At 67.1% G+C, this 25461-nt stretch carries 15 protein-coding genes; 10 read left to right on the top strand and 5 right to left on the bottom strand.

The features are described from left to right. Nucleotides 1-7: 7 nt before the first annotated feature. Nucleotides 8-1015: a cupin-like domain-containing protein gene (locus tag O3305_RS09555; RefSeq protein WP_269576179.1), complete on the bottom strand. Its 1008-nt coding sequence runs from the start codon at nt 1013-1015 to the stop codon at nt 8-10. Nucleotides 1016-1054: 39 nt separating this feature from the next. Here O3305_RS09555 and O3305_RS09550 point away from each other — a divergent pair, with 39 nt between their 5' ends. Continuing rightward, nucleotides 1055-1783, top strand: a complete 729-nt coding sequence (locus O3305_RS09550; RefSeq protein WP_269576178.1) for a DUF6445 family protein — start codon at nt 1055-1057, stop codon at nt 1781-1783. Between the two features lie 59 nt (nt 1784-1842). Here O3305_RS09550 and O3305_RS09545 read toward each other — a convergent pair whose 3' ends face one another. Then, nucleotides 1843-5169: a TonB-dependent receptor gene (locus O3305_RS09545; RefSeq protein WP_269576177.1), complete on the bottom strand. Its 3327-nt coding sequence runs from the start codon at nt 5167-5169 to the stop codon at nt 1843-1845. Between the two features lie 273 nt (nt 5170-5442). Here O3305_RS09545 and O3305_RS09540 point away from each other — a divergent pair, with 273 nt between their 5' ends. The 6 genes from O3305_RS09540 (at nt 5443) to O3305_RS09515 (ending at nt 14902) form a co-directional block, all read left to right on the top strand. Next, entirely contained in the window at nt 5443-6894 is a 1452-nt protein-coding gene (locus O3305_RS09540) for a tryptophan halogenase family protein (protein WP_269576176.1), read from the top strand. Then, a complete protein-coding gene (locus O3305_RS09535; protein ID WP_269576175.1) occupies nt 6891-8291 on the top strand; it encodes a tryptophan halogenase family protein in 1401 nt (466 codons plus the stop codon). Before O3305_RS09540 ends, O3305_RS09535 begins: the two co-directional genes overlap by 4 nt. After that, complete coding sequence (locus O3305_RS09530; protein WP_269576174.1) at nt 8288-9805, top strand: tryptophan halogenase family protein; 1518 nt, start codon at nt 8288-8290, stop codon at nt 9803-9805. Before O3305_RS09535 ends, O3305_RS09530 begins: the two co-directional genes overlap by 4 nt. Then, entirely contained in the window at nt 9802-11319 is a 1518-nt protein-coding gene (locus O3305_RS09525; protein WP_269576173.1) for a tryptophan halogenase family protein, read from the top strand. Before O3305_RS09530 ends, O3305_RS09525 begins: the two co-directional genes overlap by 4 nt. Next, the gene (locus O3305_RS09520; protein ID WP_269576172.1) at nt 11316-12980 is read left to right on the top strand and encodes a glycoside hydrolase family 43 protein; all 1665 of its coding nucleotides are present in this window, start codon (nt 11316-11318) and stop codon (nt 12978-12980) included. The genes O3305_RS09525 and O3305_RS09520 overlap by 4 nt, the downstream gene beginning before the upstream one ends. 83 nt (nt 12981-13063) lie before the next feature. Next, nucleotides 13064-14902, top strand: coding sequence for a glycoside hydrolase family 9 protein (locus O3305_RS09515; protein ID WP_269576171.1), 1839 nt, complete (start codon nt 13064-13066; stop codon nt 14900-14902). A gap of 143 nt (nt 14903-15045) precedes the next feature. On the opposite strand, the gene O3305_RS09510 is transcribed toward O3305_RS09515, so the two are convergent. Beyond that, nucleotides 15046-17448: a glycoside hydrolase family 3 N-terminal domain-containing protein gene (locus O3305_RS09510; RefSeq protein WP_269576170.1), complete on the bottom strand. Its 2403-nt coding sequence runs from the start codon at nt 17446-17448 to the stop codon at nt 15046-15048. A gap of 158 nt (nt 17449-17606) precedes the next feature. Here O3305_RS09510 and O3305_RS09505 point away from each other — a divergent pair, with 158 nt between their 5' ends. The 3 genes from O3305_RS09505 to O3305_RS09495 all read left to right on the top strand — a co-directional run bounded on the left by O3305_RS09505 (nt 17607) and on the right by O3305_RS09495 (nt 22243). Beyond that, a complete protein-coding gene (locus tag O3305_RS09505) occupies nt 17607-18695 on the top strand; it encodes a LacI family DNA-binding transcriptional regulator (RefSeq protein ID WP_269576169.1) in 1089 nt (362 codons plus the stop codon). A 284-nt stretch (nt 18696-18979) separates the two neighbouring features. Next, nucleotides 18980-20383 carry a sugar porter family MFS transporter gene (locus O3305_RS09500; protein WP_269576168.1) on the top strand — a complete coding sequence of 468 codons (1404 nt, stop codon included), beginning with the start codon at nt 18980-18982 and terminating at the stop codon, nt 20381-20383. A gap of 81 nt (nt 20384-20464) precedes the next feature. Then, entirely contained in the window at nt 20465-22243 is a 1779-nt protein-coding gene (locus O3305_RS09495) for an IlvD/Edd family dehydratase (RefSeq protein ID WP_269576167.1), read from the top strand. Nucleotides 22244-22377: 134 nt separating this feature from the next. Here O3305_RS09495 and O3305_RS09490 read toward each other — a convergent pair whose 3' ends face one another. Continuing rightward, nucleotides 22378-24429, bottom strand: a complete 2052-nt coding sequence (locus O3305_RS09490) for a hypothetical protein (protein ID WP_269576166.1) — start codon at nt 24427-24429, stop codon at nt 22378-22380. Between the two features lie 442 nt (nt 24430-24871). Continuing rightward, complete coding sequence (locus tag O3305_RS09485) at nt 24872-25324, bottom strand: MarR family winged helix-turn-helix transcriptional regulator (RefSeq protein WP_269576165.1); 453 nt, start codon at nt 25322-25324, stop codon at nt 24872-24874. Between the last annotated feature and the right edge of the window lie 137 nt (nt 25325-25461).

Below are 25461 nucleotides of genomic sequence, written 5' to 3'. Positions count from 1 at the left end.
AGAGTGCCTAGCCCTTCTGCAATCCGCGCATCAGATATTGCCGGATATATCCCCGGAGCTGCGGGGTCGGTTCGCCCAGCACGCCGCGCATGTCGTCGGGCATGTGCCCGGCGGGGTCGCCATGTTCGCGGAACACGAAGGTATCGAAGAAGGCTGACCAGGCCGCGCGGCGATCGGCCGGCAAATGGCCGATCGCCAGCACCGCATGCATCATCGCATCGAAGCGCATGTCCTGTTCGGGGGCGTCCGCCCACCAGAAATTGACCAGCACGTTGAACGGCGACAGCGCCTCCACCTGGTGCCACCAGAGCGCGGGGATGAAGATCGCGTCGCCCGGCTCCAGCTCGGCGACCAGTGCCGCGTCCAGCGCCGCCCGGAAGCGGGGGAAACGGTCGAAGTCAGGGGCATTGGCATCGACCATGCTGGTCGGCTGCCCCGCCACCGTATGGTCGAGCGGGCCGACATAGAGGTTGGGCGTCTGCTCGGGCGGGAACAGGGTGAAGCGCCGCCGCCCCGCGGCGACACAGGCGATATTGTCCGATGCGTCGAAATGGGTGCTGATCCGCGAGGCATTTCCGATCCAGATCCGCGGCTCGGCATCGAGCCCCGCCAGCAGCGGCATCGGATTGGCCTCGGTCAGACCCGGCAGGGCCCACCCGGCCTCCACCGCGCCGGCATAGACGGCCGGTGCATTGTCGCGTCCCTGCAGTGCCAGCAGGTAGCGCAGCAGGTCGGCGAAGCTGCCCTTGCGCCGCTCGAAGTTGAAGCCGCGCAGGTCCGGCGCATAGAAGAACCGCCCTTCGATCGCCGGTTGCCCGACAAAGGCTTCCGCTGCCGCACCGCCGTCAAAGCCCAGCAGATAGTCGCAGGCGCCCTGTGGCGAGGTACCGGCGGCCACCAGCGGCCAGTCCTTCACCAGCCCGCGCAGCACCACCGGCGCATAGCCGGCGACCAGCGCGCGGAAGGCTTCGGCATCGGGCGTGCCCTGGATTTCGCGGATCGGTTGCATCGGCATCGCTTTTCAATATCCCGGAAATGCGCCGGCCACATCCCGGTGGTTCGTTTCCGGGGCATGTCGGTGAACTCGCTCGATCTTTCGCTCAATCCACGCCCTGCGGCGCAGCTCTCGCATATCGGCAGGGAAGGGGAGCCCCTGCTTCGGCTCGACGGGTTGATGCGCGATGCCGGGCAACTCGTCGACTATGCCGCGCGGCAGGGCGGGTTCGAGCCGGTCCATGGCCCGGCCGGCGGCTATCCCGGCATCCGGGCGCCCGCGCCGCTCGATTATGTCGGGGCGGTGGTCCGTGCGCTCGATCCGGTGCTGCGCGAAGCCTTCGGGCTGCACGGCGTCCGCCTCGGCCGGGCCGAGTGCAATTTCTCGATCGTCACGCTGGGGGGCGGGGATCTCGCGCCGTCGCAGCGCGTGCCGCACATCGACACCACCGATCCGTTGCAATTCGCCTTCCTCCACTATCTCTGCGGCCCGGAGCAGGGCGGCACCGCCTTCTACCGTCACCGCGCGACCGGGTTCGAGGCAATCACCCCCGAACGTCAGCCGCACTATGAAGCGGTGCGCGCCACCGAGCCCGAGCCGGCGCCCGGCTATATCGCCGGCGACACCGCCGAATTCGAACAGGTTGCCGCCGCCGATGCCGTGTTCGACCGGCTGCTCGTCTATCGCAGCCGCCAGCTCCATTCGGGGCTGGTGACCGGCGCTGGCTCCAGCGACCCCCGGCAGGGCCGGCTCACCGCCAACATCTTCGTCAGCTACCGCGCCGGCTGAACAAAAAAATAGGCGCCGCCGGTTGGAAACCGGCAGCGCCAGGCAGGGTGTATCTCGGATCAGAAGTTGAAGCGTGCGATCGCGGCGAAGCGGCGGTCGTTCATGTACCAGCCGCGCGGCACTTCGATGATGCCGCCCCCGATCTTCGAGATCACCGCGTTGGTGCGGGTAACCTCGTTGGTCAGGTTCGAGCCCTGCACGCCGATCTTGATCTGCGGGGTCACCGCGAAGAAGATCGATGCATCGAGCTGGCCGGTCGCCTTGTTGATGATCGGGTCGTTCGGCGTGATCACGTCACGCACCGTGAGCAGGAAGTCCGAACGCCACGAATAGCTGGCGCGCAGCGAGAGCGGGCCATAATCGAAGAACGGGGTGATGTTCACCTGGTGCTTCGACAGCCCCTGCAGCGGCAGCAGCGAGGTGTTGACCGTGGTCACGCGGCCGGCGGCCACGTCCGGATCGGTCTCGGACAGGGTCGACTGGGGCACGCCCGAGCTGTCGACATAGGTGTAGTTCGCCTGCAGGCCCAGGCCCTTGAGCGGCCCCGGCAGGAAGTCGAAGGTCTGCTGGTAGCTGACTTCGACGCCCTTGATCTTGCCCTTCTCGGTGGCGTTGATCGGGGTGGTGATGACCACCGGATAGGTCTGGCCGTTGTTGGTCAGGTCGACGCGGCGGGTGTCGTTGGTCACCACGCCCGACAGCACCTTGTAGAAGGCCGAGACGGTCAGCGAGCCGACCCGCGAGAAATACCACTCGGCGGTCAGGTCGAAATTGTCGGCTTCCACCGGCTTCAGATACGGGTTGCCCGCGGTGGTCACGCCCTGGAAGCGGAAGCTGCCTGGGACGAGATTGCCGTTGGCATCCACATTCTGCACCACCGACAGGTTCGCCTGCAGATAGTTGCGGATCAGGCCGGTCTGGGGCGGCGAGACGCCCTTGAAATAGGCGGCGCGGAACTGGAGGCCGCCGCCCGCCTCGAGCTTCAGGTTCACGCTCGGCAGCCAGTAGGTATAGTCGAGCGAGACGTGCGACGGGGTCAGCGCGCCGTTGACGAAGGCGCGAGCCGCGTTGCGATCCGCGATGCTGTACGAGCAGAAGGGCGATGGCGTCGCCGGCGGCGTCACCGGCGCGGCGCAGCTGGCGTCGGTCGGGAAGGCCGTGGTGTTGGTGAACGAGACATAGCCGTCGGTGTCGCGCTTGGTCTTGGTGTAGCGCACGCCGACGTTACCGGTCAGGTGCAACCCACCCAGATGCGTGTCGATCTTCGCCATCAGATAGGCGGCGTAGTTGCGCTCGCGGATCGGGTTGATCTCGTCCGGCAGGAACGGCGTGCCCTGGATCACGCCGCAGCGATTGGCCAGCGCGTTCCAGCCGCCATTGACGACGCGGCCATCGGCGCAGGTGCCGGTCGCCTGCCATTCGCGCGAGATCGCGTTGGCATAGTCGATCATCGCGGCATAGTCGGACGCGGTGTTGCCCGAATAGTAGAGCCGCCCGTCCCCGCCCAGCGGATTGCTGACCTGCCCGCGGAAGAAGTTGTTGAAATAATAGGCGGAATTGGACGTATTCGCCGTGCCGTCGGTGTGGTTGGCGTTGTTGCCGTTCACCGGCATGCTCAGCCAGACCGGGCCGTTATTGCCCCACTGCTCCGAAAGCACGCCCCAGTTGTAGCGCGAATAGCGCGAGACCTGGTCGCGATCGGCATAGCGGATGCCGCCCTGGATCGACTTGAGGAAGCCGTTCTCGGGCAGGGCATAGTCGAGGTCGAGGCGGAACGCGTCGGAATTGCCGCTGCTCTGCTCGATATGGTCCATCGCCGCGCGCGGGAAGCTGTTGTACGGATCGACGAAGCTGGTGTGGCCCGCGCCGAAATAGGTCGGGTTCGCCGAGCCGCCCAGCGCCTGGGCGCTGTTGCAGTCGAAGCCGGTGCCCGGCGGGTTCTGCGAATTCGCGGCGGGGCCGTTGCAGACCTGCGGCGCGACGAACGCCACCGTCGGGAAGTCCGACCCGTTCAGCTTGATCGACGCGTTCTGGTAGGTCGAGTTCCACAGCGTGTTGTCGAGCACGTTGGTGGTCGACTTCACATGCTGATAGTCGAAGATCACGCCGAGCCGGTCAGTTGCGTTCCATTTCAGGTTGAAGCCGTAATCGTCGGTGACGAGCTTCTCCTGGTGGTCGCGGCGGATGTTGTTCGACTGCAGGCCCAGCATCGGCACGCGTGCCGCACCGGTGTTCTGGTCGCCGCGCCAGCCGGTCGGGCCGGTGATCGTGCCGCTGACGAACATGCCGTCGCTGTCGAAGTCGAGCGTGGTGCCCGGCACCCGGCGCGAGTCGCCATTGGCCGAGACGTTGTCGGTCGCGATCTCGATCGTGCGCTCGCTCCAGGCCTGGCGCGCGTCGGAGCGCAGGAACTGGGCGACGGCCTCCACCGAGCCGTCATTGCTGCGATACTGGATCGCCCCTGCATAGCCGTAGCGCTCGCGGTTGAACTCCTGGCGGCCCATCACCGCGCCGCGCGGGAAATAGACCTGCTTGCTGATCGTCGTGCCGCCATTGTCGACGACGTCGCCGTCCGAATAGAGGTTGCGGATACGGAAGCTCGAGACCTGGAAGCGGTCCGACTGGCTCTTGAGCTGCGAATAGGAGAAGTTGGCGAGCACGCCGAACTCGCCGATCCCGGTGTCCCAGCGGTTGCTGACCATGATCGAGCCGGTCGGCGTCCACTTCTTCTCGAAGTCGCCGTAATTGCCCTCGAGCGAACCGGCGACGATCAGGCCCTTCTTGTTGTCGAAGGGCTTTCGCGTGCGCAGGTTGACCACGCCGGCGATGCCGCCTTCGATGCGGTCGGCCGAAGGCGACTTGAACACGTCGACGCCGCCCATCATTTCCGAAGGCACGTCGGCGAAGCTCAGCGAGCGGCCGTTATTGGCGGTGAACGCCTCGCGGCCGTTGAACTCGGAACGGACATAGGTGAGGCCGCGCACGACCACGCCCGAACCCTCGACCGAGAAGTGGTCGGGATCGACGCCGGCGGCGAAGCGGTTGATCGAGACGCCCGGGATACGCTGCAGCGTTTCGGTGACCGAGCGGTCGGGCAGGGCGCCGATGTCCTCGGCCGTCACCGAATCGACGATCACGTCCGAATTCTTCTTGAGGCTCTGCGCGCTCTGCAGCGACTGGCGATAGCCCTGGACGACGATCGTGTCTTCCTGGGTGGTCTCGCTGGTCGTCGGCGCGGGCGTACCCGCGGCCTGGCTGTCCTGTGCCCAGGCAGGTGCCGCTACCGAAAGGCAGGCAAGCGCCGCGGCCGACACGCCGGCGCGCAATGCGCCGGTGCGGAGCCTGGCGGTCCTGTCGATGTGATGAATAGAATCGTGCTTGCGCATCGAGCTGTCTCCCCTCCCTGTTAGCGCTATCATTTCCGAGCGCGTTTCTTGTTTGTGTCCAAACTAATGTAGGAGTTATGGAAAGATCAAGCCGTCTTGTTACGCTTTCATGTAAACCTCGGATTTGTGGTGTTTTCGCAACGGTTTCGCTGCGTTGCGGCACGAATTTCGCACCTGCGAAGGGGCCGGGAAGGCTTCGAATCGACCGCCGGAACGATTGACGGTTTCGCGACGGGAGCGCTAACATTCGGGCTGGAGAGGGGCATCGCAAGAATGCTGATTGGGCGCATACTCGTGGTCGGCGGGGGCACTGCGGGGTGGATGGCCGCCGCCGCACTCGCGCATAAATTCGCGGGCACGGGCATGGCGATCGCGCTGGTCGAATCGGCCGAGATCGGCACGGTCGGCGTCGGCGAGGCGACGATCCCGCACATCCGCCATTTCAACGCCACGCTCGGCATCGACGAGGCGGAGTTCCTCGCGGCGACGAAGGGCACCTACAAGCTCGGCATCGAGTTCGTCGACTGGGGCCGCAAGGGCGACAGCTATATCCATCCCTTCGCCGAGTTCGGCGCCCCGATCGATGGCGTGCCCTTCCACCACCAATGGCTGGCAAGCGAAGCGGCAGGGGCGTTCGAGGAGTTTTCGCTCCCGATCCAGGCCGCCCGCAAGGGCCGCTTCCGCCGGCCGGACGGCGATCCCTACAACTATGCCTATCAGTTCGACGCCGGCCTCTACGCCCGGTTCCTCCGCATCTGGTCCGAATCGCGCGGCGTTGTCCGGCGCGAGGGCAAGGTCACCGATGTCGCGCTCGACGGTGAAACCGGCTTCGTCCGCTCGGTCACGCTCGAAAGCGGTGAGGTACTGGAAGCGGACCTGTTCGTCGATTGCTCGGGCTTTCGCGGCCTGCTGATCGAGCAGGCGCTGCATGCCGGCTATGAAGAATGGACGCACTGGCTGCCCTGCGACCGCGCCATCGCGCTGCCCTGTCCCAATACCGGCCCGCTGCCGCCGCTCACCCGCGCCACCGCGCAGGAAAGCGGCTGGATCTGGCGCATTCCGCTCCAGCACCGCACCGGCAATGGCCATGTCTATTCGAGCGGCTTCACCAGCGACGATGCCGCGCTGGAGACCCTGCTCGCCCAGCTTTCCGCCGATCCGCTTGCGGAGCCCAACCGCCTCCGCTTCGTCACCGGCAAGCGCAAGCGCCAATGGGTGGGGAACACGATCGCGATCGGCCTCGCCTCGGGTTTTCTCGAACCGCTCGAATCCACGTCGATCCACCTGATCCAGGTCGCGATCGGCCGGCTGCTCGATCTGTTCCCCACCCAGGCATGGGACCCGCTCGACGCGCAGGAGTTCAACCGGCTGATGGCGCTCGACTATGAGCGCGTCCGCGATTTCCTGATCCTCCATTATCACTGCCAGCAGCGCGAAGATTCGGAGTTCTGGCGCCACTGCCGGGCGATGACCGTGCCGGACTCGCTCGCCCACAAGCTCGAGCTGTTCCGCGAGCGCGGCGTCGTGGTCCAGTATCGCGAAGGCACCTTTCTCGAGCCGAGCTGGCTCGCCGTCTATCTCGGCCAGCACGTCACCCCGCGTCACACGGACCCGCGCGCCGGCGGGCCGCGGGTGGCCGCTGCCATGGCCGCGATGCGTGCCGAAATCCTCGCGACAGCCGAGGCGATGCCCAGCCACGAAGCCGCGCTGGGAATGGCGGCATGATCGCGCGCATCGGCATTGTCGGCACCGGCGTCGCCGGCTGGATGGCCGCATTGGCGCTCACCCGCGCGCTGCCCGGCACCGAGATCATCGTCATCGCGACCGAGGGCCCGGACCACAGCCTCGGCCCCTTCGGCTCGGCCGAGACGAGCCTGCCGGACTTCCCTTATTGGCTGGCCGATCACGGCGTGGACGAAGGGGGACTTCTTCGGGCAGCCCAGGGCAGCTTCTCGCTCGGCACTGCCTTTTCAGGCTGGGCAGGGGAGGCGGACTGGTTCCTGCCCTTCGGCACGATCGGCGCCCCGCTCGCCACTACCGCCTTCCACCAGCTGGCGGCACGCCTGCGCGAGACCGGTCAGCCCGTACGCCTCGCCGATTTCTCGCTTGCCGCCATCGCCGCCGCCTCGGGGCGCTTCATCCGGCCGAGCGAGGATCCGCGCTCGATCCTGTCGAGCTACGGATATGGCCTCCATCTCGACCGCGCCGGCCTTGCCGAAACCCTGCGCACCGCCACCGGCTTGCAGCCGGTCGGCAGCTTCCGCGCCTTTGCCGACGATGAAGTCGAGCTGCAGGACGGCACCCGCCTGGCCGCCGATCTCTGGCTCGATTGCTCAGGCCCGGCCGCGCTGGTCGCCGGCGACAGCGGCTGGGAAAGCTGGGCCGAATGGCTGCCCTGCAACCGCGTGGTCGAGAGCTGGAACCCGGCCGAGGGCATCCCGCCGCCCTATGGCCATGCCGGCGCCTTCGAGGCCGGCTGGCAGCGCACTGTGCCGCTGGTCGGCGGGCAAAGCGGGGCGCTGTTCTACAGCGCGGCACATCTCCCCGAGCAGCCAGGCGCGATCCCGATCGTCCAGGGTCGCCGCACCCAGGCCTGGGCCGGCAACGTCATCGCGCTGGGCGCCGCCGCCACGCTGGTCGAGCCGCTCCACGGCTGGAACCTCGCCCTCCTCCAGAACACGCTCGCCCGACTGATCGGCCTGCTTCCCGCCGCCCCGAATGGCCCCGAGCCCGCCGAATATAACCGCCTGACCGCCGAGGAAGCAGACCGCGTCCGCGACTTCGCCATCCTCCACTACAAGACAAATGGCCGCACCGGCGAACCGCTCTGGGACCATGCCCGCACCGCACCGGTCCCCGAGACGCTCCAGCACAAGCTCGACCTGTACGCGAGCCGGGGTCGCGTGCCGCTCTATGACGGTGAGCTGTTCGAAGCCGAGGACTGGATCGCGGTGCTCGACGGCCAGGGCATCTGTCCGCGCCGCCACGATGCGCTCGCCGATGTCATTCCGGAGGAAGCGCTCGCGCAGCATTTCGGCCGCATCCGTTCGCTGATCCTCGACGCGGTCCGCGCGATGCCGCACCATGGCGCCACGCTTCGTGCCGAAGGACTGATCGCATGACCGCCCCCGCGCCGATCCGCCAAATCGTCATCGTCGGCGGCGGCACCGCCGGCTGGATGGCTGCCGCGGCGCTCTCGCGGCTGGTCCCCACCGGGGTGTCGGTCACGTTGGTCGAGTCCGAGCAGATCGGCACGGTCGGCGTCGGTGAGGCGACGATCCCGCCGATCCGCAACTTCAACGCGCTGCTCGGCCTCGACGAGAGCGACTTCCTCGCCAGGACCCAGGGCACGATCAAGCTCGGCATCGAGTTCCTGAACTGGACGCGCGAGGGACATCGCTATGTCCACCCGTTCGGCGAGTTCGGCTTCGATATCGAGGGCGTGAAGTTCCACCAGATCTGGCGCAAGCTCCATGAAGAGGGGCGCGCGCGAGAGATCGACGATTACAATGTCTGCGCGCTGGCGATGACCGCCGGGCGCTACCAGCCGCCGGTGCAGGACCCGGGCTCGATCCTGTCGCGCATGGCCTATGCCTATCAGTTCGATGCCTCGCTCTATGCCAGGTACCTGCGCACCTATGCCGAACAACGCGGCGTCGTCCGCGTCGAGGGCAAGGTCGCCCATGTCCCGCTGCGCGCTACCGACGGTTTCATCGAGGCGGTGGTGCTCGAAGGCGATCGCCGGATCGAAGGCGAGTTGTTCATCGATTGCACTGGCTTCCGCGCGCTGCTGATCGAGCAGGCGCTCCACACCGGCTGGGAAAGCTGGGCGCACTGGCTGCAATGCGACCGCGCCGTCGCGGTGCCCAGCGCCAGCCCGGGGCCGGAGATCACCCCCTTCACCCGCAGCACCGCCCACCGCGCCGGTTGGCAATGGCGCATCCCGCTCCAGCACCGCGTCGGCAACGGCCATGTCTATTGCAGCGCCGACATCTCGGACGACGAGGCCAGCGAGACGCTGCTCGCCAATCTCGACGGCGCCCCCTTGCGCGATCCCTTCCTCCTCAAGTTCGAGGCCGGCCGCCGCAAGCGTGCCTGGGAGAAGAACTGCATCGCGCTCGGGCTCTCCTCCGGCTTCCTCGAGCCGCTGGAATCGACCAGCATCCACATGATCCAGTCGGGCATCCACAAGCTGATGGCGCTGCTGCCCGACACCGGCTTCTCGCCCGTGGAGCGCGACGAATTCAATCGCCTGACCGACACCCAGATGGAGCAGGTCCGCGACTTCATCATCCTCCACTACCACGCCAATGAACGCCAGGACGGCGACCTCTGGCGCCGCGTCCGCGAGATGACGATCCCCGAGAGCCTCACTCGCAAGCTCGCCCTGTTCCGCAACCGCGGCCGCTTCTTCCGCTACGAGGACGAGCTGTTCGCCGAATCGAGCTGGATCGCGGTGCTGCTGGGGCAGGGGGTGATCCCCGCCGGCTGGGATCCGCTGGTCGACGGGCTCGACGAGGACAAGCTCGCCACCAGCCTGTCGCGCATCCACGAAATGTTCGCCCGCGCCGCCCAGGCGATGCCCCGCCACGAGGAATGGCTCGCCCGCAACGCGCCCGCAAGGAACGACGCATGACCGACAAAGACCCAACGGATCGCAATATCCGCTCCATCCTGATCGTAGGCGGTGGCACCGCCGGCTGGATGACCGCCGCCACGCTCTCGCGCATCCTCGGCCCGGACTATGCGAAGATCACGCTGGTCGAGAGCGACGAGATCGGCATCATCGGCGTCGGCGAGGCGACCATCCCCCAGATGGCCACCTTCAACCGCATGCTCGGCCTCGACGAGGACCAGTTCATCCGCGAGACCAAGGGCAGCTTCAAGCTCGGCATCCAGTTCGTGAACTGGGGGCGGATCGGCCACCGCTATTTCCATCCCTTCGGCCGCTACGGGCTCGACATGAAGGGCGTGTCCTTCCACGCCTATTATCTCCGCATGCGCCAGCTCGGCGAGGCACCGGACGTCGATGAATGGTCGCTCCAGGCGATGGCGGCGCGCGACGACAAGTTCATGCGCGGCATCGATGCCGGCAATTCGCCGCTCTCCGACATCGCCTATGCCTATCATTTCGATGCCGGCCTCTATGCCAAGTTCCTCCGCCGCTATGCCGAGGATCTCGGGGTGGTCCGCCGCGAGGGCAAGATCGTCGATGTGCAGCTGCGCGGGGAGGACGGCTTCGTCCAGTCGGTGAAGATGGAGGACGGCAGCGAACTGGCGGCCGACCTGTTCATCGATTGCTCGGGTTTCCGCGGCCTGATCATCGAGCAGGCATTGAAGGCCGGCTATACCGACTGGTCGCAGTGGCTGCCCTGCAACCGCGCCATCGCCGTGCCCTGCGAGAGCGTCGATGCCTGGACGCCCTATACCCGCTCCACCGCACATACGGCGGGCTGGCAATGGCGCATCCCGCTCCAGCACCGGATCGGCAACGGCCATGTCTTCTCGTCCGACTACATGTCCGACGACGAGGCGACCGCGATCCTGCTTGGCAATCTCGACGGCGCCCCGCTCGCCGATCCGCGCGTGGTGCCGTTCAAGACCGGCCACCGCAACCGCATGTGGGTCAAGAACTGCGTCGCCATGGGCCTGTCGGGCGGCTTCCTCGAGCCGCTGGAATCGACCTCGATCTGGCTGATCCAGTCCGGCCTGTCGCGCTTCCTGACGATGTTCCCGGACCGCGACTTCAACCAGGCGGACATCGATCGCTACAACCGCATCATGCAGACCGATTACGAGGAGATCCGCGACTTCCTCGTCCTGCACTACCACGCGACCGAGCGCACCGATTCCCCCTTCTGGAATTACTGCCGCACGATGGAGATCCCCGAGCGGCTCGCCGAGAAGATGCGCGTCTTCCGCAGCCATGGCCGCGCCTTCCGCGAGAATGAGGAGCTGTTCAACGACACCAGCTGGTTCGCGGTGATGCTCGGCCAGCTGATGGAGCCCGCCGGCCATGACCCGGTCGCCGACGTCATGCCCCTGGAAGAGACCCGCTCGCGTCTCGCCCATATCCGCGAGGCGGTCGCGAACAGCGCCGCCTACATGCCCAGGCACCGCGACTTCATCCGGGACAATTGCGCAGCATGAACCGATTCCTGACCACCGCCGCCGCGCTGCTCCTCACCGCGCCCGCCATCGCCCAGCCCGTCGCGACCTTTTCCAGCTTCACCTATAGCGGCAGGGACGCGTCCGACGCGCTCACCGCCGGGCCGAACGACTATCGCAACCCGATCCTCAAGGGCTTCTATCCGGATCCGAGCGTCACCCGGGTCGGCGACGACTTCTACCTCGTCACCTCCACCTTCGGCTGGTACCCCGGCATCCCGGTCTTCCACAGCCGCGACCTGGTCCACTGGACCCAGATCGGCAACGCGATCGACCGGCCGGGCCAGCTCGACTTCAAGCAGCTCGGCCTGTCGCGCGGCGTCTTCGCGCCGTCGATCCAGGCGAAGGACGGCATTTTCTACCTGCTCAACACCTGCGTCGATTGCGGCGGCAATTTCCTGCTGACCGCGAAGAACCCCGCCGGCCCGTGGAGCGACCCGGTCTGGCTGCCCGATCTCGAGGGTGGCATCGATCCCTCGATGTTCTTCGATGACGACGGGCGCACCTGGGTGGTCAATAACGGCCCCACCCGTGGTCAGCCGCTCTACCAGGGTCACCGCGCGATCTGGGTCCAGGAGTTCGATCGCAAGACCAGCAAGACCTTCGGTCCGCGCACGCTGCTGGTCGACGGCGGCATCGACATCTCGAAGAAGCCCGTCTGGATCGAGGGACCGCACATCTTCAAGAAGGACGGCTGGTATTATCTCAGCTGCGCCGAGGGCGGCACCGCCGAGGGCCATAGCCAGGTGATCCTGCGCTCCAAATCGGTCACCGGCCCTTACGAGGCGTGGAGCGGCAACCCGATCCTCACCCAGCGTGATCTGCCGCGCGACCGGCCGATGCCGATCACCTCGGCCGGCCACGCCCAGCTCGTCACCACCCCGGACGGCAAATGGTGGGCCACCTTCCTCGCCGTGCGCCCGTACGAGGGCGATTTCTACTCCACCGGCCGCGAGACCTTCCTGCTGCCGGTCGAGTGGAAAGACGGCTGGCCGGTCATCCTGCCCGCCGCCACCCCGATCCCCTGGACGCACGCCAAGCCGGCGCTGCCCCAAAGCAAGGCGCCGATCCTCACGTCTGGCGCCTTCACCATCCGCGACGATTTCCGCGGCAAGCTCCCGGCTTATTGGATGATGCTCCGCAACCCGCGCGAGGACTGGTACCGCACCGGCGCCGCCGGCCTGATGCTCAAGGCGCGCGCCGCCGGCCTCGGCGACAACGCCAACCCGTCGTTCCTCGCCCGCCGCCAGCAGCACACCAACGCGGTGGCCGAAACCACGGTGAAGTTCGCGCCCGAAAAGGACGGCGACCGCGCCGGGCTCGCGGTGCTGCAGAACGACGACTATTGGTTCTTCGTCGGGGTGAAGCGGGTAGGGGGCAAGGCCGTCCTCACCCTGGACCAGCGCGAAGGGCCGGATAGCCCGAAGCTCGGCAAGACCCTGGCCACCGTGCCCGCGCCCGCCGGCCCGGTGCGGCTGCGCATCGCCGTGCAGGGCCGCAGCTACGCCTTCAGCTATGCCGCGCCCGGCGCGAAGCCCGCCTGGAAGCATCTCGGCAAGGTCGAGACCGACAGCCTCACGACCAAGGTCGCCGGCGGTTTCGTCGGCTCGGTGTTCGGCGTGTTCGCGGGGCGAGGGGAGTGAAGCTCGCCGACAAACTCCCCTCCCTGCAAGGGAGGGGCTGGGGGTGGGTCGATGCACGCGATACGGCGCGCTCGCGCGATCGGATGCAGTATCGCCAGGCCACCACCCACCCCTCGATCCCCTCCCTTGCAGGGAGGGGAGCCGCGCTCCTCCTCGCTGCACCCTTGCTCCTCGGTGCGAGCCCGCCCGCGACGCCGATCAACCTCAACCAGCTCGGCTTCCAGCCCGGCGATCCCAAGATCGCGACGCTCGACGACGAAGGGGCGGCGTTGCCCTGGGAGTTGCAGGACGCTTCCGGACGCACCGTTGCGCGCGGCACCGCGAGCGTGTTCGGCAAGGATCCGGCCTCTGGCGAGATCGTCCAGCGCATCGATTTCAGCAGCTTCCGCACGCCCGGCAGCGGCTATCGGCTGGTCGCCGGCAACCATGCCAGCGTTCCCTTCGACATTCGCCCGAACCTCTACCGTCCGCTCGCCCGCGATGCGCTCGCCTTCTTCTACCACCAGCGTGCCGGCGTCCCCATCGAAGCGCGCATCGTCGGCGCGAAATGGGCGCGCCCTGCCGGCCACCCGCATGAAGTCGCGAAATGCTTCACGGGCAAGGACGAGCGCGAGATGCTGTGGCTCGGCGGCTGTCCCTACAGCCTCGACGTCACCGGCGGCTGGTACGACGCCGGCGACCACGGCAAATATGTCGTCAATGGCGGCATCGCGCTGTGGACCCTGCTCAATGCCCATGAGCGCAACCCCAAGGCGCTCCCGGCGGGTCCGAACGGCGCGCCGAGCCTGCTCGACGAAGCCCGCTACGAGATGGACTTCCTGCTGCGCATGCAGGTGCCGCAGGGCACGCGCATGGCGCTTCCCTCGGGGCCGTCCAAGCCCCTGGCGAACAGCCCCGGCTGGCGCTCGGTCCCGGCGGATCTGGCCGATCTCGATGTCTCGGGCATGGCGCACCAGAAGGTCGCTGATCGCTGGTGGACCGCCTTGCCCACGCCACCGCAGAACGACACCCAGGAACGACTGCTCTATCCGCCGACCACCGCCGCGACGCTCAACCTCGCCGCCACCGCCGCCCAGTGCGCGCGGATATGGAAGACGCTCGACCCGGCCTTCGCCGCCCGCTGTCTGGCCGCCGCCGAGCGGGCCTTCGCCGCGGCCCGGCGCAACCCGCAAGTCTATGCCACGAACAGCTTTACCGGCTCGGGCGGCTATGGCGACGAGCAGCTCTCCGACGAATTCTACTGGGCGGCTGCCGAGCTGTTCGTCACCACCGGCAAGGCGAAATACCAGCAGGCGCTGGCCGCCTCGCCGCATTTCTGGAACCCGGCGGGCGAGCCTGGCTGGCCGCAAGTCGCGACGCTCGGCACGATCACGCTGGCGACCCGGCCCTCGGCGCTGGCCGCGCCTGACGTGAAGCGCCTCCGGGGCCGGCTCACGGCGCTGGCCGATCATTTCCTCGGCGATGAGGCCGGCAACGGCTATCGCATCCCCTATCTGGCCAAGGACTATCCTTGGGGCTCGAACGGCGCGCTGCTCAACCGCGCGATGGTGCTGGGCGTCGCCTCGGACCTCACGCACGATCCGAAATACCGGGCAGGGGTGATCGACGCGATCGACTATATCCTCGGCCGCAACCCGAACCACGTCTCCTATGTCAGCGGCTATGGCACGGCCTCGATGCAGCACCCGCACCACCGCTTCTGGGCGCCCTCGCTCGATCCGACACTGCCCGGCCCGCCGCCCGGCGTGCTCTCGGGCGGCCCCAATTCCACCTCGATGGTCGATCCGGTGGCGCTGCAGATGAAGGGGAAATGCGCGCCCCAGACCTGCTGGTCCGACGACGTCCGCGCCTATGCGCTCAACGAAGTCGCGATCAACTGGAACGCCCCGCTTGTATGGGTGGGGGCGTGGCTGGCTGAGTAGCGAAATGAGAAGGCCCTCCCTGGAAGGGAGGGGTTTGGGGTGGGTATTTGCCCGCGATACGGTGAAGCAGGGTGGGTGTTGGCCGTATCGCCCGGCCTACACCCACCCCTCGATCCCCTCCCTTCCAGGGAGGGGAAGCGCGGTCACCGAACCGTCAGCGTCGTGCTCTTCAAATCCACCGAGTTCGGCCCGGCCGAGATCGTGAACGTCCCCGGCTCCACCACCCGCTTCATCTGCACGTTCCAAAGCGACAGGTCCGCCGGGGTCAACTCGAAGCTCACCGTCTTCTTCTCGCCCGGCTGCAGCGTCACGCGCTGGAAGCGCTTGAGCTCGATCGTCGGCCGCGTCACGCTCGCCTCGTCGTCGCGCACATAGAGCTGGACGACTTCGTCCCCGGCGCGCTTGCCGGTGTTGGTCACGTCGACACTCACCTTCACATTGTCGGCGATCCCGATCGTGCCCGATCCCAGCACCGGTGCCCCGACCGAGAAGGTCGAGTAGGAAAGGCCATAGCCGAACGGGTAGAGCGGGCTGGTATCGCCGAACAGATAGCCGCGGCGGGCGCTCGGCTTCTTGTTGTAGTAGTTGGGCAGCTGGCCGACATTGCGCGCGATCGACACGGGCAGCTTGCCGCCCGGGTTGAACCGGCCGAACAGCACGTCCGCAAGGGCATTGCCGGTCTGCTCGCCCAGATACCAGCCCTCGATCAGCGCCGGCGCCTTCTCGGCGAGATAGTTGACCGCATAGGGACGGCCGTTGAGCAGGATCACCACCACCGGCTTGCCCAGCGCGATGATCTCCTTGGCCAGCTCGTTCTGCGGCCCCGGCAGCTCCAGATTGTCGCTGTCGCCCAGATGGTCGTCGGCCCAGGCCTCGCGGCTCAGTGCCTCGTTGCCGCCCAGCACCATCACCACGACATCGGCGTTCTTCGCCGCCGCCACCGCGTCGGCGCGCAGCTTGTCGTTGGTCGCCGCGTCGGTCAGCGTCACCTTGTCCTGCGCCCAGACGCGCCCTTCGGTCAGCCGCACGCCTTCCGAATAGTCGACCTCGAACTTGCCCTTGCCCTCGGCCTGCATCGCTTCGAGCAGCGAGACGACATGGTTGGGGGTGTCCGAATAGCCGCCGATCGGGGTGTCCCTGGCGTGCGTGCCGATCACCGCCATCCGCTTGATGCCGGTGGCGTCGAGCGGCAGCAGCCCGTTCGAATTCTTGAGCAGCACCACGCTTTCCCGCGCCGCCTGGCGGGCCAGCGCGATCGCCTCGGGCGTGTTGGTGCGCTTCTCGGCCAGCTTCACATCGGCATAGGGGTTCTCGAACAGCCCGCCTTCGAACTTCATTTCGAGCACGCGGCGCACCGCATTGTCGATCTGGCCCGTGCTGACCTTGCCCTCGCGAACCAGCTGGATCAGGAAGTTGAATCCCTCCCCGTCGGGCGTCTCGACATCGACCCCCGCATCGAGCGCGCGCGCGCCGGCGTCCTTGACGTCCTTGTACATGTGGTGGCGGGTCACCAGCTCGCGGATCGCGAAATAGTCGCTGACCACCGCGCCCTTGAAGCCCCATTCGCCGCGCAGCACGTCGTTCAGCAGCCATTTGTTGGCATGGCTCGGGATGCCGTCGATCTCGTTATAGCTCGCCATCACCGCGCGCACCGGCAGCTGGGTCACCGCCTTTTCGAAGGGCGGGAAGAAGTCCTCGCGCAGTGTCCGCTCGCCGAGCGAGGCCGGGCCGATATTGGTGCCGCTCTCGGGCTGGCCGTGCCCGGTCATGTGCTTGAGCGTGACAAACACCTTGTCCTTGGCCAGCGGCAGGGTGGTGCCCTGGAAGCCGCGGATCGCCGCCAGCCCCATCTCGGAGACGAGGTACGGATCCTCGCCATAGGTCTCCTCGATGCGGCCCCAGCGCGGATCGCGTGCGACGTCGACCACCGGCGCCAGCACCAGGTTTGCGCCGCGCGCCCGCGCCTCTGCGGCGGCGACGCTGAACACCTTCTCGAGCAGCCCCGGATTCCAGGTCGAGGCAAGGCCGATCGACTGCGGGAAGCTGGTCGCGCCCGGTGCCACCAGCCCGTGCAGCGCTTCCTCGTGCATGATCATCGGGATGCCCAGCCGGGTCTTCTCCATCGACCATTTCTGCGCGGCGTTGATATAGGTCGCGGTGTCCACCGCGTTGCGGTTGGCGGTCGCGTCGGCGCCGGCATTGGTGGTGCCCGCGGCCACGCCCTTGCGGTCGGACGGGCGCGAGATCATGCCCAGGCCATTGGGGAAGGACACGCTCGCCTTGGCCGGATCGAACTCGCCCGAGGGGGTCTGGATCGCGTCCTTCTTGAGCCAGATCGCGACGAGCTGCGCGACCTTCTCCTCCAGCGTCATCCGCGCGAGCAGGTCGTCGACGCGTGCTTCCACCGTCTGGCTGGCGTCCTTGTAGAGCGGCCGATCTGCCTTGGTTTCGGCCTTGGCGGTCTGCGCATGCGCGACCGGAGCAACAACAGGCGTCAATGCCGTGGCGGCGATGGCAAGCGCGGCGATGCGGCGGAAATTGCGCAACGAACCTCTCCCTCTGTGGTGCGGCGCTCGGGCGCCGATCTTGTCTGCGTTATGGTAGCGCTATCACTATCAGCGTAAATCCGGAGCGGTCAACCGGGGCATTCGAACCGATTTCACGCCGATTGCATTTAGGGAAACCGCAGCATATCCCCGTAACGATGAGCAGACCCAGCCGTAGAAGCCGTGGCACGGTCACCGTCCAGGACGTCGCGCGTGAAGCGGGCGTGTCCGCGATGACGGTATCGCGTGTGGTCAATGGTGGTTCCAATGTTAGGGAAACAACCCGCCACGCGGTTCTCGAGGCGATCGCCAAGCTGAACTATTCGCCGAACAGTGCCGCGCGTAGCCTGGCGGCGGGCGAGGCGACCCAGATCGGCCTGCTCTATTCGAACCCGTCGGCGGCCTATCTCTCGCAGTTCCTGATCGGCGCGCTCGCCGCGGCGAGGCGTGCCGGCTGCCATCTCGTGCTGGAGGCCTGTGAAGGCGAGCGCGCGGACGAGCAGGCCGAGGCCACGCGCCAGTTCGCCGCGACCAGCGTGGAGGGCGTGATCCTGCCACCGCCGCTGTCCGAGGCCGCGCCGGTCCGCGCCGAGCTCGAGACCGCGGGCATCCCCTGGGTGTCGGTCGCGATGGGCTTGCCGCCCGAGCGCAGCCTCAACGTCCGCATCGACGATGCCGCCGCCGCGTCCGCGATGACGAAGCATCTGCTCGACATGGGCCATCGCAATATCGGCTTCATCCGCGGCAACCCGAACCAGACTTCGTCGGCCGAGCGCCATCGCGGCTTTGTCGAGGCGATCGAGGCCGCCGGGCTCGACGTCAAGGCGATGCCGGTCGAGCAGGGCTATTTCACTTTCCGCTCGGGCATCGTCGCCGCCGAGCGGCTGCTCGATCGCAAGAACCCGCCGACCGCGATCTTCGCTTCGAACGACGACATGGCCGCTGCCGCCGTCGGCGTCGCGCATCGTCGCGGGCTGCACGTGCCGCAGGACATCAGCATCGTCGGCTTCGACGATACCGCGCTCGCCACCACCATGTGGCCGGAGCTCACCACGGTCCGCCAGCCGATCGCCGCCATGGCCGAGAGCGCGCTGACCCTGCTCCTCGCCCGCCTCCGCGCCCACCGCGCCGGCACCAACGACAAGCTGGAAGAGCAGGTCCTCGATTTCGAGCTGATCCAGCGCGAATCCTGCGGCCCGCCCCCGGGCGCGGGCAAGCCGGCGACGAGCAAGACGGTAAAGCGCTGAAAATCCCCCTCCCTGGAAGGGAGGGGCTAGGGGTGGGTGGAAGCCTGCCGATATTGCTGGTTCAATCCTCGCCTCACCATATCGCCCTGACACTACCCACCCCCAACCCCTCCCTTCCAGGGAGGGGAGCGGAAACGCTTGGCCTCCAGCCCAAACAGGTCCAGCATGACAACGCTGGACGGAGTCGCCCGGCCGCGCGGAACGCCCTTGCTTTTCCCGCCGGATCGAGCCACCGTTACCGCTAACAATTGCCCGATCGGGGCATGTGGAGGGGAACGAACCAGATGAATGATACGGCGCAGAAGGCCAATATCGGCCTGATCGGCGCCATCGTCGCGGTGGCGACGATCGGCGGCCTGCTTTTCGGATATGACAGCGGCGCGGTGAACGGCACGCAGGAAGGCCTCAAGCATGCCTTCACGCTCGACGAAGCCGGCCTCGGCTTCACTGTCGGCTCGCTGCTGATCGGCTGCGTGTTCGGCGCCTTCTTCGCCGGCACCCTTGCCGACGCGATGGGCCGCCGCAACGTCATGCGCCTCGCCGCGCTCCTCTTCCTCGGCGGCGCGCTCGTCCAGGGCTTCGCGCACGATCACACCATTTTCGTCATCGCCCGCATCATCGGCGGCATCGCCGTCGGCGCCGCGTCGGTGCTGTCGCCGGCATATATCTCCGAGGTCGCCCCCGCGAACATCCGCGGCCGGATGACGACGGTCCAGCAGATCATGATCATCACCGGCCTCACCGCCGCCTTCGTGGTCAATTACTACCTCGCCCAGGCCGCCGGCAGCTCGCTCGGCCATCTCGGCGGGATCGAGGCCTGGCGCTGGATGTACCTGATGCAGGCGATCCCGGCCGGCGTGTTCCTGGTCGCGCTGTTCTTCATCCCGGAGAGCCCGCGCTACCTCGTCGCCAAGAAGCGCAACCCCGAAGCGCTGAAGGTGCTCACCAGCCTGTTCGGCGCGACCGAGGGTGGCCTCAAGCTCGCCGAGATCCAGGCGAGCTTCTCGACCGACCATCGTCCGCGTCTGGCCGACATCTTCGCGCCGAACGGCTTCCTCGGCATCCGCGCGATCGTCTGGGCGGGCCTGCTGCTCGCGGTGTTCCAGCAGCTCGTCGGCATCAACGTGATCTTCTATTACGGCGCCACCCTGTGGCAGCTCGCCGGCTTCACCGAGAATGACGCGCTGCTGATCAACATCGTCTCGGGTGCGGTCTCGATCGCCGCCTGCTTCGTGACGATCGCGGCGATCGACAAGATCGGCCGCAAGCCGCTGCTGCTGATCGGCTCGGCCGGCATGGCCGTCACCCTGTTCGTGATGGTCTATGCCTTCAGCCAGGGCACGCTCGATCCGGCAGGCAAGCTGGTGCTCACCCCGCAGCTCGGCATGGTCGCCGTCGTCGCCGCCAATCTCTACGTGATCTTCTTCAACGTCAGCTGGGGCCCGGTGATGTGGGTGATGCTCGGCGAGATGTTCCCCAACCAGATCCGCGGCTCGGCGCTGGCGGTCTGCGGCTTCGCGCAGTGGGGCGCCAACTATGTCATCGCCCAGACCTTCCCGAGCATGGCGAAGTGGAGCCTCACCGGCGCCTACACCTTCTACGCCGTCTGCGCGGTGATCAGCTTCTTCCTGGTCCAGAAGTTCATCCACGAGACCAAGGGCAAGGAACTGGAGGCGATGGAGGGCTGATCCCGGCCCTTCACGTCGATTGAGTACAGGGGAGGGGCGCGGGCCGCAGGGCTTGCGCCCCTCTGCACACAAGAGGAAGTTATGACCACCCGCACCCCCGTCCGTCCGTTCCGCTCGCGCGAATGGTTCGCCGCGCCCGGCCGCGCCGACATGGCGGCGCTCTATCTCGAGCGCTTCATGAACTACGGCATCACCCCGGAGGAACTGACCTCGGGCAAGCCGATCATCGGCATTGCGCAGTCCGGCAGCGACATCGCCCCGTGCAACCGCATCCATCTCGAGACGGTCAAGCGCGCCCGCGCCGGCATCCTCGCGGCGGGGGGCGTGCCGATGGAGTTCCCGCTCCACCCGATCTTCGAGAATTGCCGCCGGCCTACGGCTGCGCTCGATCGCAATCTCGCCTATCTCGGCCTGGTCGAGATCCTCAACGGCTATCCGATCGACGCCGTCATCCTCACCACCGGCTGCGACAAGACCACGCCCTCGTCGCTGATGGCCGCCTCCACCGTCGACATCCCGGCGATCGTCCTCTCGGGCGGCCCGATGCTCGACGGCTGGCACGAAGGCGAGCTGGTCGGCTCGGGCACCGTTATCTGGCGCTCGCGCCGCAAGATGGCCGCCGGCGAGATCGACGAGGCCGAGTTCCTCAAGCGCGCGATGGAAAGCGCCCCTTCGTCCGGCCATTGCAACACGATGGGCACCGCCTCGACGATGAACAGCATCGCCGAGGGCCTCGGCATGTCGCTCCCCGGCTGCGCGATGATCCCGGCGCCGTACCGCGAACGCGGCCAGATGGCATACGAGACCGGCAAGCGCATCGTCGAGATGGCCTATGACGATCTCCGCCCCTCGAAGATCCTGACCAAGGCAAGCTTCCTCAACGCGATCAAGCTGCTCACCGCGATCGGCGGCTCGACCAACGCCCAGCCGCACCTTGTCGCGATGGCCGCGCATGCCGGGATCGAGATCACCCCGGACGACTGGCGCCAGGGCTATGACCTGCCTTTGGTGGTCAACATGCAGCCCGCCGGCCAGTTCCTGTCCGAGCGCTTCCACCGCGCCGGCGGCATCCCTGCCGTGCTCACCGAGATGCTCGCCAACGGCGCGCTCGACGGCTCGGTGCTCACCTGCACAGGCAAGACGCTCGCCGAGAACATCGCCGACAGCCATGTCTCCGATCGCGAAGTGATCTTCGACTGGGACAAGCCGCTCAAGGAGAAGGCCGGCTTCCTCGTCCTGTCCGGCAACCTCTTCGACATCGCGATCATGAAGACCAGCGTGATCGGCGAGGATTTCCGCGCCCGCTATCTCTCGCGCCCCGGCCATGAAGGCGTGTTCGAGGGCCGCGCGATCGTGTTCGACGGGTCGGACGATTATCACCACAATATCAACGATCCGGCGCTGGGCATCGACGAGAACTGCATCCTCGTCATCCGCGGCGCCGGCCCGCTCGGCTGGCCCGGCTCGGCGGAAGTCGTCAACATGCAGCCGCCCGATCACCTGATCCAGAAGGGCATCATGAGCCTGCCGACGCTCGGCGACGGCCGCCAGTCGGGCACCTCGGACAGCCCCTCGATCCTCAACGCCTCGCCCGAGAGCGCGGCGGGTGGTGGCCTGTCCTGGCTGCGCTCGGGCGATATCATCCGCGTCGATCTCAACGCCGGCACCTGCGACGCGCTGGTCGACGCGGAAGAGATCGCCCGCCGCAAGGCCGAGCCGGCCCCGCCGATCCCGGAGAGCAACACCCCCTGGGAAGAGCTCTACCGCGAAAAGACCGGCCAGCTCGGCGACGGCGCCGCGCTCGAATTCGCGCTCAAGTACCGCCGCACCAGCGAGAAGGTGCCGCGGCACAATCACTAGTGTCTTCCCCTCCCTAGAAGGGAGGGGATCGAGGGGTGGGTCGCGTCCTGGCGATACGGAGAAGTTCTGGACTGGCTCTGCCCTATCGCGGCCATCCACCCACCCCCAGCCCCTCCCCTGCAGGGAGGGGAGCTTTACGCCGCCACCCCCAGCGCCACCTGCGCCGTCACAGCCTCATACCAGTCGTCGATCATCCCGCTGATCCGCTGCAGCGCCGACGGCACATAATGATGCGCATGGACCAGCTCGTCGGCGGCGAGTTCGTCCCCCAGCTCGACCAGCGTGAACACGCCCGGATGCCGCGCCGCCACGCCGCGCCAGTAATGGTTGAGCACCGGGTGCCACACCCGGCTGCGCTCGGGCACGCAGCCTTTGTGCAGCTCGTACATCTTGAGGGCCAGCCCCTCGGGCGGCAGGAACAGCAGCACCTGGTGCCCGCCGGTCACGGCCATCTCGACGAAGCGGTCGGCGCAGTCGAGGAACAGCGCGTAATCGATCTCGCGCGAATAGGCTTCCCAGCGCCAGTCGATGTAATCGCTCGCCGCCGCATAGACGAGGTGGCGCGGGAAATGCTGCTCCAGATAGGCCCCGGTCTTCATCTGGGGCAGGCTGAACAGCCGCGGGTTGTTGTCGAAATCGGTCACCGCCTGGTGCCGGCTGTAATGGTAGAAGGCGCCCGACTGGCAATCCGCCATGATCCGCAGGTCGACCTTGCTCCAGTCGCGCGGCGCTTCCTCGGCCAGCACGCGCGCGCGCACCTCGGCATCCGAATAGGAGAGGGTGGTGATCGCCCGCGACAACTGGGCCGGCAGCGGCTTGCGGAACGCCGGGCTCGCCTGCAGCGGATAGCCGCGCTCGGCGAGCATCCGGATCATCGCGTCCTCCACGCCCATGTGCATGATCCGGCACGAAAAGGCGAAATGCTCGAGCGTTTTCGTCCGGAAGGCATACACCGCCACGCCGACCAGCCCGTAATAGCCGTATTTGTCCCACACGAAGGCGCAGAGCACTTCGTAATGGTCGATGTCCTGGATCTTGTCGCGGATCGTGCCCGGCGCGATCCGGCTCTGGGTATAGTTGAGCTGGTTGGAGCGATTGATCAGCTCCTCGATCCGCTCGGCGAATTCGAGGTTGTCCATCCGGTCGGTGAAGGTCGCGCAGATCCCGCTCTTGAGCAGGAATTCCTCGTCGCTCAGCTGCTCGCCTTCGCGTTCGGCCACCCTGGTCTCAAGCAGGCGATAGTCCGCCACCCGGCTCTTCGCGACATGCGCCTGGCCCGCCAGCAGCTCCTCCAGCAGCACATCGCATGCGCCCGAGGTCGCATCCACAACCCTGATCCCCGGCACCGCATCGGCGACTTCGTGGAGATTGTGCGGGTTGTCGTCGACGAACAGCACATTCTCGGGCCGCAGCTGCATGTCCGCGATCATCCGCCGGATCACCGCGCCCTTGGGCACGAAGGCGATGCGCGGGAAGACGAATTCCTCCCACAGCCCGAAGCGCTCCAGCTCGGCCCGGGCCTTGGCGAATTCGTTCTTCGAGCAGATCGCCGAGACCACGCCGTGCCGGTTGAACGCCCGGACGAACTCCGCCCGCTTCTCGATCAGCACCGGCGCGTCGCCGTCCGCCAGCGTGCCGTGCCACAGCGTATCGTCCAGGTCCCAGATGATCAGCTTCGGCTTGAACGCCTCGGCCTTTTCCGGCGCGGGCGCATAGGCCTCTGCGATCATCGCTGCAGGCGGCCCATAGGCCGCTTCCACGCGCCCCGGCCGCCCCTGTTCGAGCAAGGCGGCGGCGGCGGCCCGCTGGCCGCTGGCGCCTGCCAGCATTGCCGTACAGAACAGCATGGCATCGTCCATTTCCTGCGGCACATCGAGCGCGCCTTCGGGCAGCGCCGCGATCAGAAGGTCGAGCGCCTGCTGCGCCAGCCGCGGCGGGCAGGCACTGATCGCGCCCAGCGCTTCGCTTGCATCCCCGGTCTCCAGGGAATCGACCAGCATCCCCAGCATGCCGACCAGCACCAGCTGGCCGCGCTCGGTCTCCCAGAAGCCCGCATGGCGTTCGGCGAGCAGCAGGACATTGGGCAGCCTGCCCAAGTCCTCGCGCGTCACCATGTCCTCGGCAAAATGCCCGAATGCCGTCTCGTCCAGATCGCTGCCGATCCAGAATCCCGATAGTTGCTGCACGTCCATCCCCATAAACGTTTGCACGCCTTGCATGGCAGGGGATGGTTAACGGGCGGTAAGCCATGTTGTGGGCCCCGCGTCACCCGGCCTTAATCCGGGGTGACGAGGAGGAGGAACATCCGCACCATACGCCGAAGCTGATGCGCGCTGTTTCCGCCCGCGCCGGAACCGCTTTCATCGCTCCGCACGGAGAGGTCGGCCACCGGCGTCACGCGCGGCTACCCGCTTGCGGAACCACGGCGCCACCGGGCCCAGTGCGAACATCCGCGGCTCAAGCGTCCACAGCGCAACGCGATGCCGCCCCATGTGGGTACGGTACCCCGGCGAAAGCCGGGGCCCAGTTTCGGCGCACTATCGAGAGCGCGGGAACCTAACGACCGACATGGCAACTGGGCCCCGGCCTCCGCCGGGGAACAGGAAGCACTGGTCGGGAACGGCAGCCCTATTCGCCGTCCTCGCGCCCGATCCCGATCAGCGCCGCCAGCACCTCGCGCGCATGCAGCACCTTCTCCTCGCCCATGCATGCCAGCAGCTTGGCATCGATCTCCTCGCGCGCTTCGCGCTGGGTATCCGCCGCCGCGCTGCCGCGCTCGGTCAGCGTCACGGTCAGGCGCCGCCGGTCCTGCGCGTCCACCTGCCGCTCCAGATAGCCGCGCAGCACCAGCGCATCGACCAGCTGCCCGGCCGCCTGCTTGGAAACGCGCAGCTCGCGGATGATCTGGCTCAGCGGTGCCTCGCCCAGCGCCAGCGCGCCGATCACATACAGGCCATTGGCCGGAATATCGTCATAGCCGCGCGCGGCCAGCGCCGCCCGCATCGCCGCGCCATAGGTATGCCGCGCATGCCGCAACAGCGCCGGCATCGCGACTTCGAGCAGGGGGGTAGAATCGGTCACGGGTGAATCTCCAAATCCGTCATCCCCGCGAAGGCGGGGATCCATTCTGGCTGGCCTCCCGGAGGAGCCGCGCCAGCAGCGCGAATGGATTCCCGCCTTCGCGGGAATGACGATGGAGATATAGTATGAAATGGATA

Source organism: Sphingomonas sp. NIBR02145 (genome assembly GCF_027359115.1).
In the GTDB taxonomy this organism is placed as follows: Bacteria; Pseudomonadota; Alphaproteobacteria; order Sphingomonadales; family Sphingomonadaceae; genus Sphingomonas; species Sphingomonas kyeonggiensis_A.
The sequence above is the reverse complement of the archived record's forward strand: the minus strand, read 5'-3'. Positions and strand labels throughout refer to the sequence as shown.